Annotated in this window: 10 protein-coding genes; 4 read left to right on the top strand and 6 right to left on the bottom strand. The window is 48.0% G+C overall.

The features are described from left to right. A partial coding sequence (locus ACXLDX_RS01940) for a monovalent cation:proton antiporter family protein (protein WP_457575504.1) occupies positions 1 to 1,986 on the top strand: 1,986 nt, incomplete at its 5' end. Between the two features lie 14 nt (positions 1,987 to 2,000). Here the strand turns inward: ACXLDX_RS01940 and ACXLDX_RS01935 are convergent. Both ACXLDX_RS01935 and ACXLDX_RS01930 read right to left on the bottom strand, forming a co-directional pair. Continuing rightward, entirely contained in the window at positions 2,001 to 2,825 is an 825-nt protein-coding gene (locus ACXLDX_RS01935; RefSeq protein ID WP_457575503.1) for a mechanosensitive ion channel family protein, read from the bottom strand. Positions 2,826 to 2,899: 74 nt separating this feature from the next. Beyond that, positions 2,900 to 4,096 (bottom strand): mechanosensitive ion channel family protein, encoded by a 1,197-nt coding sequence (locus ACXLDX_RS01930; protein WP_457575502.1) that lies wholly within the window; start codon positions 4,094 to 4,096, stop codon positions 2,900 to 2,902. Between the two features lie 118 nt (positions 4,097 to 4,214). Here ACXLDX_RS01930 and ACXLDX_RS01925 point away from each other — a divergent pair, with 118 nt between their 5' ends. Both ACXLDX_RS01925 and ACXLDX_RS01920 read left to right on the top strand, forming a co-directional pair. Further along, on the top strand, positions 4,215 to 5,213 hold the full coding sequence (locus ACXLDX_RS01925) for an ABC transporter substrate-binding protein (RefSeq protein WP_457575501.1): 999 nt from the start codon (positions 4,215 to 4,217) through the stop codon (positions 5,211 to 5,213). A gap of 30 nt (positions 5,214 to 5,243) precedes the next feature. Continuing rightward, positions 5,244 to 7,961 carry a response regulator gene (locus ACXLDX_RS01920; protein WP_457575500.1) on the top strand — a complete coding sequence of 906 codons (2,718 nt, stop codon included), beginning with the start codon at positions 5,244 to 5,246 and terminating at the stop codon, positions 7,959 to 7,961. Here ACXLDX_RS01920 and ACXLDX_RS01915 read toward each other — a convergent pair. From ACXLDX_RS01915 to ACXLDX_RS01900, 4 genes are read right to left on the bottom strand one after another with little or no spacing between them, the layout of a single operon-like run. After that, positions 7,945 to 9,375 (bottom strand): DUF1302 family protein, encoded by a 1,431-nt coding sequence (locus ACXLDX_RS01915; RefSeq protein ID WP_457575499.1) that lies wholly within the window; start codon positions 9,373 to 9,375, stop codon positions 7,945 to 7,947. The two genes, ACXLDX_RS01920 and ACXLDX_RS01915, sit on opposite strands and share 17 nt — an antisense overlap. Positions 9,376 to 9,380: 5 nt before the next feature. Beyond that, on the bottom strand, positions 9,381 to 10,190 hold the full coding sequence (locus ACXLDX_RS01910; protein WP_457575498.1) for an outer membrane lipoprotein-sorting protein: 810 nt from the start codon (positions 10,188 to 10,190) through the stop codon (positions 9,381 to 9,383). A 53-nt stretch (positions 10,191 to 10,243) separates the two neighbouring features. Continuing rightward, positions 10,244 to 12,691, bottom strand: coding sequence for an efflux RND transporter permease subunit (locus tag ACXLDX_RS01905; protein ID WP_457575497.1), 2,448 nt, complete (start codon positions 12,689 to 12,691; stop codon positions 10,244 to 10,246). Positions 12,692 to 12,699: 8 nt separating this feature from the next. Then, positions 12,700 to 13,389: a TetR/AcrR family transcriptional regulator gene (locus tag ACXLDX_RS01900; RefSeq protein WP_457575496.1), complete on the bottom strand. Its 690-nt coding sequence runs from the start codon at positions 13,387 to 13,389 to the stop codon at positions 12,700 to 12,702. A 563-nt stretch (positions 13,390 to 13,952) separates the two neighbouring features. Between ACXLDX_RS01900 and ACXLDX_RS01895 the strand changes: the two genes are divergently transcribed. After that, on the top strand, positions 13,953 to 14,446 hold a 494-nt coding region (locus ACXLDX_RS01895; RefSeq protein ID WP_457575495.1), incomplete at its 3' end, for a hypothetical protein.

The raw sequence follows: 14,446 nt of genomic DNA, 5'->3' as shown, positions 1-14,446 counted from the left end.
AAATCGACCATGGGTATCGCCACCGACATTATAATTCTTATCCTCGCATCGTTCTGTTGTGGTCTGGTGATGCAGCGTTTCCATCAACCCCTGATTCTCGGTTATATTCTTGCCGGTATCCTCCTCGGTCCCTATACTGGCGGGGTGACGGTTTCAGATATTCACAGCATCGAGCTTCTGGCGGAGATTGGTGTTGCCCTGCTCCTTTTCGCCCTGGGTCTTGAATTTTCTCTCAAAGATCTCAAACCCGTAAAATATATTGCCCTTGCTGGGACACCCATACAGATGGGTATGACCATTGTTTTCGGTATTCTGCTCGGCAACCTGATGGGCTGGGAATTAAAACAGTCCATCTGGTTCGGAGTGATTATCTCCCTGTCTTCGACCATGGTCATTCTGAAAACTCTGATGAACCAGGGATGGCTGGGGACACTCTCCAGCAGGGTGATGGTGGGAATGCTGATCGTTCAGGATCTGGTGGTTATTTTATTTATGATCATTCTGCCGAGAATGGACGATCCTGCAGTCGGATTTTCGATACTGGCCGAGGCCGTTGTCAAGGGGGGGGTGTTTCTGGCGGCAATGTTTTTTATCGGCACAAAACTGTTGCCGGCATTGCTGAAGCATATTTCCCGGCTTGGCTCCAGAGAGCTGTTTCTTCTGGCAATTACGGCGATGGGTCTGGGCATTGGTTTTGTGACGTATCAGCTGGGATTGTCATTTGCATTTGGTGCGTTCATTGCGGGTATGGTGCTCAGTGAATCGGAATATGGCCATCAGGCGTTGAGTGATATTATACCCCTGCGGGATCTGTTCAGCCTGCTTTTCTTTGCTTCTGTCGGGATGCTTCTTGACCCGCGTTTCCTTCTCAGCCATTACAGAGAAATATTCTTTCTGGTCATTGCGGTCAGCCTTGGAAAAGGACTGGTTTTTTCAATTATTGCCCGACTTTTCCGTTATGGTAATGTTGTGCCTCTGGCCGTGGGGCTTGGCCTGTTTCAGGTGGGAGAATTTTCATTTGTTCTGGCCAGGCTGGGACTGGCTTCGGGTTCAATCAGCAATGAGTTTTATAATCTTGTGTTAACCGTTGCCGTGGTGACGATGGTCCTGACACCTTTTGTTTCCGCACAGACCACCCGTTTCTATACATTGAAGAAAAAATACTTACGCCATGAACCGGTGGAATCAATCAATCTTCCCGAACAGGGACTGCGACACCACGTGGTGATTGCCGGGGCAGGGCGTACCGGCTTTCAGATAGCCACCGTTCTGCATCGGCTCGGTATTCAGTTTGTTCTGGTTGAGATTGATCAAAACCGGGTGGAAAAGGCAAAACAGGCGGAATTTCCTGTGGTATACGGGGATGGTGGTCAGGAAATTGTCCAGGAAGCGCTTTCGATGAATACCGCTTCTCTTTTGATCATTACTTTTCCCGATATTGTTGTGTCGCGCTCAACAATTATACACGGTCGCAGGAGCAACAGTGATTTAAAGGTCATTGCCAGGATTTCCGATCCTGAGTTTTTTCCGGTTTTCAGGGAAATGGGAGTCAATAATCTTGTCTATCCCGAATACGAAGCGGGTTTTGAAATGGTCAGGCAGGCCCTTTTATTTCTGCGACTGCCAATACCCGAAATTTACTCTCAGACGGAAAAAATACGTAATGAGCTGCTGACACCGTCACAGGACTGCGTGGACAGTTACAGAACCCTGGGTCAACTGCGCATGGCAGAACAGCAGTTTGATCTCCAGTGGGTTCGCCTGGAAAGGGGGACGGCACTGATTGACGTTACACTTGGGAAGGCTGATCTGCGTAAAGCAACAGGCGTTTCCGTGGTGGGAATAATCCGTGATGGAGCGCTGGAGGTCAACCCTGAAGCGGAGTTCTGCTTCAGGGAAAATGATCTTGTGGCAATTATCGGCTCTGTGGCAGCACGACAGACTTTCCATTGTTATCTTTATCCCGCCGACAGGAGCTGTGGCTGAAATTTCCCGAATTATCAATCCACCTGGCGCATATGAACTTCCTGCTGGGGGTACGGAAAAGAGATACCTTCCCTGTCAAAGGTGAGTTTTATTTTTTCCGTCAGATCCAGTCGAACATCCCAGTAATCATCTGTTTTCACCCATGGCCGGACAATCAGGTTGACACTGGAGTCGGCAAGTTCAACCACCCCAATGGCCGGAGGCGGGTCCTTGAGGATTCTTGAATCCGCTTCGACCAGGTTTTTCAGAACTTCTTTGGCCTGAGTGATATCATCGTCGTAACCGATTCCAATCGTCAGATCGATTCTCCGGGTTGGTTCTGCCGTAATATTGGTGATGACATCGCTGGTAATGGATGAGTTCGGCACAATGACCTTCTGGTTATCGGGAGTCATGATAATTGTGGAAAAAATATCAATCTGAAAGACCTTGCCTGTGACCCCTGCAGTACTGATGGCGTCTCCCACTTTGAACGGCTGGAAGAGAATCAACATCACTCCCGAGGCAAAATTGGCCAGGGAATCCTTCAAGGCAAGACCGACGGCAAGGCCTGCGGCTCCAAGAATGGCAATAAAAGAGGTGGTCTTTATACCCACCTGGTCAGCCGCGGCGATAACCACCGCAGCCAGGAGAACATAGTAAATAAGTTTGTTGAGAAAACGGACCAGAGTCTGTTCAATCCCTGCCTTGAGCATGGCCTTTCTGGCAATAGCGGCTACCCATTTCGCAAGAATCCGGCCAATAATAAAAATAACCAGAGCGACAATAACATTTGGTCCATTTGTGACAAGCCAGTCTTTTGCAATATTAAAATAATGTATATATTTATCACTTTTCATTAAGTATGCCTCCAATTTCTTTGGGCGGAAATAAAATAAAATTTCTGTTTATTTGTGACAAAATGTCAAAAAAATTAGTCATGGTCTTTTATTGTTGACAGGGCTTCGGGGAGCCCTTTTATGTATATGTCCTGTTTTGCATAAGGTATCTCAATATTCTCTTCAGTAAATTTCCGGTAGACTTTTGTGTTGAGCGCATCAAGAACTCTGCCCCTTTCTTCAGGATGGTTGACCCAGAAGAGCAGTTCAAAATCGAGACTGGAGGCTCCAAACAGTCTGAACCGTACACGTGGAGGTGGAAATTTGCACACCTGCCGGTCCCTGTCGGCAATCTGCATCAGAATTGTTCTTACCTGGTCAATATCCGACCCGTAAGCCACCCCCACCTTCAGCCTGACCCGCAGTTTTTCATGGGGCCCGCCTGACTGGTTGGTGATGGTTGTGTTGCCGATGATGGAGTTCGGGACGGTAATTTCAACGTCGTCCCTTGTGAGTATGCGGGTGCTGCGCAGGCCGATATTTGTAACCTTTCCCCGGTCGCCCTTGTCGAGCACAATATAATCCCCCACTTTGTAAGGGGCATCAGCCAGGATAAAGACACCGGCAAACAGGTTTGAGAGTGTATCCTTGGCGGCAAAGCCGATGGCAATACCGGCTACCCCGGCGGATGCCAGCCAGGCGGTCATGTTGATATCCCAGATAACAAAGACAGCGTAGGTCGCAGCACCGAAAATAATGACTTTGGCCAGATTGTCAAAGAGGGTGACTGTGCGGTGCTGGATAAAGGAGTATTTATTTGACAGGCCGGCAACTCTCTTCAGCAGCAGGGTGGCCAGCCTGATAAAAAAGACCATCCATATCAGCACACCTGTTGTCCGGATGCATCGCAGAGAAAGGATTTCCCATTTCTCAGCCAGGGGCATCAGGGCCAGGCCCCCCGACAGTCCTATCACAACCAGGGTGTAGTAGATTGGTGGCCTGAGAAGGACAGCAATCTGGTCGTCCAGAACGATGGATGTCTTTTGGGTAATGCTCCTGATTAACTTAAACAGAACAAAGGTGAGCAGGGAGGCGATGATGAAGGTAATACAGATAACCGCTCCTCCCTGGAACCAGGGGTTTTTCGAAAAAACTTCAACAATCGGCTGCAAAAAATTTACAACTTTCTCTTCCATGCCGGTATTTACAGTGGATACCTTTATTTTTTCGGCTGCCACCGGGGATGAGGGGAAAAAGATCAGGAAAAATAAGAACAGGAATGGTCGTTGCATTAGATGAACAGGGGGAGAATGTGAATTTTCTTTTCTTCTTGTTGCTTTAGGCCTATAATACTGAGTCCGGAAGAGTTTAACGGTTTTGTGGAGAAAAAACACGGGAATTGTTTTCATTATGGAAAGGAAGTGGAAAAATTACCATGGTCTGTTTTTCCTGCTTTTTTTCTCTGTGCTGCTTTTTGCCTGCAGGGAGAAGCCGTTAAATTTCCGTATCGGTGTCCTGCAATGGACAGAGAAGATTTACCCATATCGGTTAACATATCAGGGGGTTATTGACGGGCTTCACGATCTTGGGTTCCAGGAGTCCATAAACCTGAAAATTGACTACCGGAATGTTGAGCAGGACAGGGACCTCGCCTATGAAGTGTCACGGAATTTTGTTAGAGACGGAGTTGACCTGATAGTGGCTCTTGGTACGGGCAGCAGTCTTGCCGCAATCCAGGCCACCAGATATGAACCGGTTCCTATTGTTTTCTCCATAGTCGGTTCTCCAGAAACCACGGGGATAATAGACAGTTTCACTGAATCGGGAAGTAATATTACCGGTGTCAGCATGAAAGTGCCGGTTAAAGAGCAGTTTCAGAGAATTCAAAAGATTCTTCCCCGTTTGAAAAAATTGGGAATCCTTTATTGTACAGAAATGCCCCAGGCTGTTGCAACGGGTATGGAGGCTTTCAGGGCCGCAGGCAGATTCGGCTGGGCCGGTTCTGTCAAAACAGTTTCCAGAAAAGAATTGTCGTTTCTCCGTGAACGGGTTGAAATGCTTGCCGCAGAAGTGGACGCAGTTTATATACCGACTGATTCGGTTCTGGGTACTGCGGAGAATCTCGATCTGGTCATCCGTGTCGCCGATGAGCATGGAATACCTGTCTTCGGTGTTGCGGAAGAGTTCGTGAAACGGGGAGTTCTAGCTGCATATCATTGTGATTATTATGAAATTGGTCGACAGGCAGCCAGCCCGATCACCCGGATCTTCAAGGGAGTGGATGCCGGAAATATTCCTTCACAGAAACCGATTATCAAAAAATGGTCCCTGAATCTCAGAAAAGCTGATCAGTTGGGTATAAGAATTGACCGGGATCTTATCCTGACTGTCGACAATCTAATCAACTGATGTTCCTGATTATTTGTATTTGAGGTTTTCATGCTGAATTTTTCCAGGATTCTGCCACGCAGTTTCAGTGGGCGACTGATTGGGATGATGTTTTTATCCGGCTTTATTCCTGTCATTATTTTCGGTGTACTGATGAGTATTTTCAGTCATCGTTTTATTGATGAGACCTATCGTGCCATTGAGCAGGGACAGCATGATCAATGGCAGAGAAGCAGGGTTATTCTTGCTCAGATGGCAGAAAATTTTGTACGTCAGAAGGCAATGGATGTTGCTTTGCAGATGAGTCTGTATCTGCAGGGACACCCGGAGATGAATCTGGTTGAACTGCAGAAAAATCAAGATTTCAGAGAAATAGCCATCCAGCCCGTGGGCAGTACAGGATATACTGTTATTATCGATTCCCGGGCGGTTGTTACCAGGTTCCACAGGAATCCCCAGAAAGAAAATATAAAATTGTCTGTTTATGCCGACGAGTTCCCTGAATTCTGGAAAATAATCAAAACATGTCTGAACGGAAGGTACACCCACGGTTATTACAAATGGAAAGGTGCTGATGCCAAACTGCGGCATAAGTTCATGTACATTGTACCCCTGGAGAGTAAAACAGCCGATGGAGTTCTGCTCAGTGTTGCGGCCACGGCATATGTTGATGAATTTACACGTTCAATCCAGGCGACCCGTGATATTTTCAGTGGAACAACTCATCTCCTGATGCTGACATCAAAAAAACTTATTCAGTCCGTGAGGAGCATGGGCTTTTTATTCATGGGAATATCCATTATTCTGCTTCTGGGGATGGCCGTTGTAAGCGGGATGTATTTTTCCCGGACGGTCCGGAAACTCAGAAACGCGACAAAGGAGGTTAACCAGGGTGATTTTTCGGTACGTCTGAAGGCGGGCATGACCGGAGAGATGGGTGATTTGATAGAAGATTTTAACAGGATGGTGGAGAATCTTGCCATAACTACCGTCAAAAAGGAACAGCTTGAAAAAAAAGAAGCGGAACTCCATACTCTCAACAGAAATCTCCAGCAGGAAATAAGTGATCGCAGGCAGGCAGAGGAAAAGCTCCGTCATTATCAGGACAGTCTGGAAATACTGGTTTCAAAGAGAACAGAAGAACTGGTTCGCATCAACGAACGGCTGGTCAGTGAGATAGAGGAAAGAAAACAGGCCGTTGAAGCTCTCCATTTGAATGAACAGAGGATGAAGGCTATTCTGAGGGCCTCTCCTGTCGGTATTGGTCTGCTGGTTGACCGGAAATTTATCTGGGTCAATGAAATGATGGTGCAGCTTACCGGACATGAAAAAGAGTCTCTGGTCGGTAAGGATATCAGTCTCCTGTACCGGGAAAAGGAACAGTACGAACAGGTGGGCAGGGAGTTTTACGGCAGGGTTTTCAAGGGTGAAATCGGAGAGACAGTGGTTTGCTGGGTTCGAAAAAACAGTACGGTTTTTGACTGCAGCATCAGGGGATATCCTCTGGACCCTTCAGATCTCAGCCAGGGAATTATTATTGCGGTTGTCGATATTTCCGAGGCAAAAAAACTTGAGGAGAAATTGCGTCAGGCCCAGAAGATGGAGGCGATCGGAACACTTGCCGGAGGTGTTGCCCATGATCTGAACAATATCCTTTCTTCCATTGTCAGTTATCCCGAGTATATTCTCCTGGATCTTCCCCAGGACAGTTCTATCAGAAAACCTCTGAATACTATTCTCAAGTCTGGAAAACAGGCCGTTGCCATTGTTCAGGATTTACTGACAATGGCTCGCAGGGGAGTTGCCATTGCCGAGGTGTTGAATGTCAATACGATTATCAGGAATCAACTCCAGACTCCCGAATTCGGTCAGTTCAGACAGTATCATTCCAGGGTGGATGTTGTCTGCAGGTTTGACGGGAACCTAGCCAATATAAAAGGTTCGGAAGCGCACCTGGCGAAGGCTATCATGAATATGATCAACAACAGTGCGGAAGCGATGCCCGAAGGAGGCACGATTACTCTTGCCACGGAGAATGTGGTTCTTCACAGTCCATTGAAAGGGTATGAGGTTATAGAAAAAGGTCAGTATGTAAAAGTCACAATCAAAGATGAAGGAGTTGGTATCAGCGATGGAGAACTTCTGCGGATTTTCGAGCCGTTTTACACAAACAAAAAGCTGGGGCGGAGCGGCAGTGGGCTGGGGATGGCAGTTGTCTGGGGAACAGTGAAGGATCACAGGGGTTTTTTTGACATTGAAAGCTCCAGAGGCAGGGGTACGGTTTTCACGCTGTATTTTCCTGTCACCGACGAAGAGATCAGTGAAATACTGCCACCCCTGTCCATTGACAAATACAGAGGAAAGAGGGAAAGGATTCTCGTGGTTGATGATTCCGACTCCCAGAGAGAAATAGCACAACATCTTCTGGAACGTTTAAATTTCAGGGTTACCCTGGCTGCATCGGGCGAGGAGGGGGTTCTCTACCTGAAAGACAATCGGGTGGACCTGGTTGTGCTTGATATGATCATGGAAGGTATGGATGGTCTTGAAACCTACCGGCAGATGTCTGCGTTCAAACCGGATATAAAGGTTGTCATTACAAGTGGATTTTCCGAGAGCAAACGGGTTCGGGAACTGCAGAAACTGAGTGGATGTCAGTACATCAAGAAACCCTATTCCCTGGAACGGATCGGGATAGCCATCAAACGGGCACTTTCGGGAGAATCTGTTTCACAACGGGTTAGAGGGTGGTCTAAAGAGAATACTTGAATTCAAGAAACAACCGGTCACTGTCTCCAATATCGCTGAATCCAACCTGGTCTCCGGACTGGTAGAGAATCACGCCTCCTGTAAAAGCGATATGGTCGGTATAGTCATATTCGACCTGGAGTCTTTCAAAAGCACCACCTTCTCCATGGGTTCCAAAGAGGGTGCAGAGAATTTTCAGTTGTACAGTGTCGTTGAGAAAATCCCTGGTCAGCATCAGCGCGCTCTGAGTCTGGTTCCTGTCGGTATAATCCGGTGATTGTTTCAGGCTGTCCTCAAATTGAGGAATGTGACGGTTGACCACTTCCAGGGAGAGCATGGTTTCCGAAAAGCCGGTATATTCAATACCGGCCATAAGATCGATCCTGGCAAATTCGTTGTTTGAGGAATTGCTGTACTCAAGCCCCCTCCACCAGGCACCTTCTCCCTTTAACAGCCAGTTTCCAAGGGCAATATTGCCTGTCATGCCGGTCATATAAACGCGGTTATGCTGCAGGGTAATGATCCCGTTGTCTCTTACCAGATGACTGCGACCATCATAGACGCCGGCGTAATAGAAAGAGAAGTCCCAGCCGCTGAAGATACCGTTCAGCGCCAGGCCGTACTGTTGTGTATCCAGAGAAAAATTTGTCGGTTTGTGTTCCGGGGGCGGTGCTGTTTTTCCGGGAAAAAACTCGCTGTTGAACACCGGGTTTTTATCAAAACGGATTTCGTGGATGAGAATGGTGGACAGGTTCCAGTTCCCGAAATAATAATCCAGTTTGCTCATGGTCACGGGAAGCCGTTTATATTTTATGTCAACCATACCGGGTGTGCGGTTGTTCAGCGGGTTGAGAATATCAGTGACCCGGACGTTATCGGCTTTGCCCCAGACCACGATCTGGCGGCCGGTTTTCAGGTCAAGGTTTTTGGTGATATTGCCGGCAAGATAGAGCTCATCCAGTTCAATTTCGTCTTCATACCTGTCAAGAAATCCGTCACTGTACTGATCTCTTCCGTTGATGACCCAGGCAGCATCATAGTAGGCGTGACCACCGGCCCGCCCCCTCCATGCACCCATGTCAATATCAACACCCAGCGCGCCGGTGGTGCGAAGCATGGAGAGTCCCCGGTAGTCCGGTTCTCCGGCAGCCGGGGCTTCATGGGCAAAATTCCATGATGTTTCCAGGCTGAGGGAGCCATAAGGTGCCAGCCATGAAGGGAGCTTTTTCTCTGATTCAGGATTGTTTGCGGTACCATCTTCCGAAAAATCCTCAAAACCGGTCAGGGCGTCATCAAGTTCATTGTCCTCCGTTTCCATCTGCTGCTCCCCGGATTCATCGAAACCGGAGAGGATATCATCCAGGTCGTTCCCGGCCAGAAGGACAGCGGCATGGAAGAGAACAGAAAGTGTCGAGAGAACAATCAGGCGGTGCATGGTTGTTACAGTCCCTTTTCCAGTTTTCTTACGGTAAAGAGAGAGTCGTCAAGATCCTGATTGTATCTGATATTGGCATATTCCATGATTGTCCGGTGGAGAGCGACCTTGTTTTTCGTGGTTTTCATATGCAGTTTGGTTGCGACCCAGATTCCGTCAATCTTTTTTATTCCCAGGTTTTCCTGATATTTTATCTTTTTGCCCTCTTTCAGCCAGTGTACCGCCCGGACCCCCATCAAAATATCCTGGCGGATAAAGAGAACAGATTTCAGGTAACCGTAACGGTCCCGCACCGTGTCATCAACCGGCAGGGCCTCCACCAGCCAGACCTTGTGCCCCTTGACTTCACTTTCTTTCAGCAGTCGATATTTCCATTCATCAAGCACCCTGCGGGTCATATCGGCATAGGAGAAATCAGATCCCATGAAGGAGGATGATTTGTCGGAGGTGGCAATCCGCTTTGTCTTGTGGAGGTCAGGCAGATAGAGCCACTGGTCGTCATCTCTTCCCCCTTCGTAATAATCGTAGGTGAGAAAAGCCGTATCCCTGACATCGGCAGGGGAAAGGAAAAACTGCATCTTCCATGTGTCATCCCCCTTGTCTCGTGTAAAGACTTTCATTTCGCGGATCCGTCTGTTTTTCTGCCTGTCGATTAGAATCATCTTCACATCAGCGGTCATATTGTCTCCGTCATCCCGTCGGTCAACCTTTTCCATTATTTCCCTGCCGGTGATGGCATGGGCGGTTGTCGGGACAGGTCCGGTCAGTAAGGTCGTCAGGGCCAGGGATGTGAAAAAAAATTGTAATAAAGTCATATTGTTTTCTCCATGTTGAGAGCTGTCAACCCGGATTTCCCATCAGTTGATGGTCAATCCGGTTTATTGAGATACTTTTTTTCTGTCAGGGCCATGAGTGCCGGTGCGAGAAAAAAGTCGGCCAGAAGAGCGATGACAATAGCCAGTCCCACCAGCATGCCGAAATAGAATACGTTATGCATGGAAGCGAACATGAAGATAAAAAAACCGATGGACAGTACAACGGAGGTGGTCAGCATGGCCCGACCGGCGGTATGGAGGGTTCTCCCGACGGCATCGTGCACGTCACCTGACTCCAGGTAATATTTCCTGAAGTTGTAGACGAAATGGATAGTGTCATCCACGGCCAGACCGATAGCTATCGAGGCCACCAGCATGGTGAACATATCCAGTGGAATTGAGAACCAGCCCATTATTCCCATAACCATGAGGATGGGGCTGATATTTGGCAGCATGGCCACAAGGCCCATGCGCAGATCCCCGATGAGCAGGATCATCATCAGGGTGATGATGACGATGGCAATACCGTAGCTCTGGGCCGCTGAATACATGGTGGCGTAGAGTATTCTGGCAAAGAGCGACATGATTCCGGTGGTGGAAACAGTGACCGGTTGACCGTCAATTTTTATGGAGTCAAAAGTCTTGTGGAATCTCTTTTCGATCTCATGAATAAACGGTACATAGGAGAGCGCATCCCGCCAGGGTACCTTGATGGTGATTCTCGCCCTGGAGAACCGTGAGTCAACAAAATCCTGCAGGTCATCTGACCCAGAATTTTCAAAGAGAAGAAATTCCTGGGGAATGAGAGGAGCATTATCAGGTATTTTATACATTTCCGGTCGGTTTTCATTCAATGCTTTGTGTATCTCCTTGAGAATTGTTGTTACATCTATGACTTTGCCGACAAACAGAGAATCCTGATTGTAGTTTTCAAGTTCCTCCCCCAGTTTGTCCATGGCCAGGAGGAGCCGGCGGTCGTACAGTCCGTTTTCCCTGCCGGTATCCAGCACCAGTTCCAGGGCGACACTGCCCCTGAGGTTGGTATCTATTGTTTCTGTTGCAACACGTACGTCCATCTCTTTCGGGAGCCAGGCCAGCAGGTTGTGGGAAAACCGAAGTCTGGTAATACCCGTGGAGAAGCCGATGACCAGAACCAGTGAAATGATGGCGATCAGTTTCGGCCTGGCGGTTGTCACATGGGTGACCCAGTCGAGAAAGCGGTCAAATGGGGTCTGTTTAATCTCTTTTTTTCTTCCCTTCTTTCTTTTCAGCGGGAATATGGCCAGCAGGGCCGGCAGCAAGGTGATGGTGTAGAAGAGGGAGAGCAGTACTCCTACCGATGAAAAAAGGCCGAGGTCGGCAATGGGGGCCACCTTTGCGGCTCCAAAGGATGCAAGACCTGCCGCGGTGGTCAGGGAAGTCATGAAAATAGCAAGACCTGAATGGCTAAGCGCATGCACAAGTGCCTCATTTTTTGATTCTCCCCTGCGAAGATGCTGGAAAACAAGGGAGAGGACGTGGACACTGGCACCGACTCCAACCGCCAGCAGGAAGGATGGCAGGATAATGGTTGGAACCTTGAAGGCAATACCGAATTCAGCCATCAAGCCGAGAGTTGAAGTAAGTGTAAGTGCAACCATGAGCAGGGGCAGAAATACCCCGGATATTCGTCGAAAGACGATGAAGAGACAGAGACCTATGGTGAGAATAGCCAGGCGAAGGAATTTTTTCATGTCTTTCATCATCATCAGTTTGACCGAATGGGTGACTATGGGGCTGCCGGCGATATAAATTGTAAAATCAGGCCCATTGAAAGAATCGGCAATTTTCCTGGTCTTTGCCACCATCTCCGCGTTTTCCCGGTCGCTGAGAAATTCCGGAGTTTCCTGCTGCCCATCTGTGTCTGCCGGTCCACTCAAATCATCATCAAAGCCTGCAAGAACATCATCGCCAGAAGCCTGGGCCGCTGTATAGGTATCGCTTTCCAGAACAATTGTGGTGAAGGAGAGATCATCGGAGACGAGCTGATTGAGGTAGAGGGGATTTGCCCTGACTCTCTTTTTCAATGCGGCAAGATCAGCCTCGTTTTCAGGAAAATCTGCAAGGAGATCGTCCACCAGGAGGGTGTCCCCCTCTCCCCGTGTATCCCTGGCATTGATCAGAGAGGTTATGTCGTTCAGATGGGGCACCTCCGCTTCCAGACGATTGTGCAGTTTCCGCAGTTTCCTGAGGAAATCAAGGGTGAATATTTTATCACTTTTTATTGCCAGCACCAGGAGGTCATCCCTGCCGAACTGGTCCCGGAAACTGTTGTACAGGGTGAGAATCGGGTCACCGGGGTGAAGCAGTCCCTCGTTTGAAGTATCCATGGTGAGAAAACGGATCTGGGAACTGATATAGATCGTGGGGAGCAGAACGAGAATGACCGCTGGATATTTGAAACGGATCAGGAGCCTTGTCCAGGATGCAAACAGGTTTTCAATGCGTTTTCTGATGTTCATTGTCTGTCTTAACCTTTGTCCAGATGAAAGGACTGGAGAAACAGTCTGCTGACAGTGTCAGCGTAATCATTAATGGAGAGTGTCCGGTTCTTTTCTGATTGAATCCGGTCTATGACCGGTCCAAAGAGAAAACGGGAGGCCATTGTCGATGTCAGCATGGTGCAGAAAACTGCAGTGGGAGTCGAACTGTCCTTGTGTATTTTGATTTCTTTTCCAAGATGTTCTTCTACAATTTCAACCATCTGTCTGCCCCAGTTTGCCTTATGCTCTATGATTTCCGGGTCATCGTGGGGGAGTTCGGTAATGGTGACCAGCAGGTAGTCCCGATGGTTGTTGAAATAGTTGACAGCCCCATGGATAAATCTGTCCAGTTTCTCTTTTCGACTGCCGGGTTCAGCAAGTTCCCGGCGGGCAATATCGAGGTATCCGCAGAAGAAAATATCCAGAATTTCTTTGAGAAGCGCTTTTTTTGAGCCAAAAAAATAATTTATCATGGCCAGGTTGACCTGGGCTTTTTCCGCCAGTTGACGTAACCCAGTGCTGCCGAAACCTTTTCGGGCGAAAAGGACTACTGCGGCCTCGAGAATACGCTGGCGGGAGTCTACCACTGTTTCCATTGTCTTTTTACCTGAAGATCGATGGCCGGGGGTTGTACTGCCGTAATCGGAGTTTTCATTAGCTTTTTGCGGCTGAGCCATGGGGTCCGGTCATGTCGGTTTATCTGAAAATCCTCAACTGAGGGTTGTATTGCTGCAGTTGGGATTTTTATTAGCTTTTTGCGGCTGAGCCATAGAGTCCGGCTATGCCGGTCTATCTGAAGTCATAATGGCCTTTGTTAAACGTTTGTTTAGTATACTATGATTGCCACCTGATTTTGTCAATATGTTTCTGATACCTGGTGTGTCATTGAATGCTCACGGTTTCAGGATATCCCGACATGAGCAGGGAACCGGTCGGATGCCAGCGGAAAAACAGTCGTGTTTTCAAAACATTGTCATTGATTAATCGTTGAGTATATTTTAAAGTCGATTTTTTTCAGGCCACTTTGAAAATTGCCTTTCACGAGTTTTCTACGATACAGGGAAATGGGAAATGGTCATATATGACTAACATGATGCCCTTTTTTATTTCCCTGTTCCTTGACTCGGAAGAAAATGAAATTTTCAAGAAATTATTCGGAGCTGGATTGAAGGGAAGTCCGGACGGATGACAGCCCCTGGGATTCTAATGCTGAATTCTGCAGGGTATTACAGGTGTAACGATGAGAGCGAGAACGATTTTTTTCTGTGTAACTGTGTTTGTATTCTGTACCGTGGGCAAAGTTTATGCTGAGGGGAGTCACAGGCTGGGTGCCGGTCTCCACTACTGGTATGCGCTTGAGGATATTGATAAGGATAATGTTGATGACAGGGGATACGCACTCCAGTTTTCATACCAGTATGTCACCACGAGTTTGCTGAAAATTGAGGCGGATCTCGATGTTCTGCAGGAAGGATATGCCGGTTCGGACAGCACTGTTTTTTCACCCCAGGCATTTCTTCTTTTGGGGAAGGCTGTTTATGCCGGAGCCGGTGTCGGGATAAATTATTCTGACGGTTCCTTTGCGGACAGTCCGTTCTTTGCTCTCCGTGCAGGAGTTGAGCTGGAAGTCCTGCCGGCAATCTATGTAGATATCAATGCCAATTACAGGTTTGAAACCTGGGATTTTGATGCGATAAAAGAGGACATCGATACGGACACGATAACCCTTGGTGC

The organism is Desulfomarina sp. (assembly GCF_054039375.1).
This window is presented reverse-complemented; position numbering and strand designations above follow the sequence as displayed.

Coding starts and splice junctions, on each gene's coding strand:
- ACXLDX_RS01935 (WP_457575503.1), bottom strand. CDS start 2,825: ATGAAAAGTGATAAATATATACATTATTTTAATATTGCAAAAGACTGG.
- ACXLDX_RS01930 (WP_457575502.1), bottom strand. CDS start 4,096: ATGCAACGACCATTCCTGTTCTTATTTTTCCTGATCTTTTTCCCCTCA.
- ACXLDX_RS01925 (WP_457575501.1), top strand. CDS start 4,215: ATGGAAAGGAAGTGGAAAAATTACCATGGTCTGTTTTTCCTGCTTTTT.
- ACXLDX_RS01920 (WP_457575500.1), top strand. CDS start 5,244: ATGCTGAATTTTTCCAGGATTCTGCCACGCAGTTTCAGTGGGCGACTG.
- ACXLDX_RS01915 (WP_457575499.1), bottom strand. CDS start 9,375: ATGCACCGCCTGATTGTTCTCTCGACACTTTCTGTTCTCTTCCATGCC.
- ACXLDX_RS01910 (WP_457575498.1), bottom strand. CDS start 10,190: ATGACTTTATTACAATTTTTTTTCACATCCCTGGCCCTGACGACCTTA.
- ACXLDX_RS01905 (WP_457575497.1), bottom strand. CDS start 12,691: ATGAACATCAGAAAACGCATTGAAAACCTGTTTGCATCCTGGACAAGG.
- ACXLDX_RS01900 (WP_457575496.1), bottom strand. CDS start 13,389: ATGGCTCAGCCGCAAAAAGCTAATGAAAACTCCGATTACGGCAGTACA.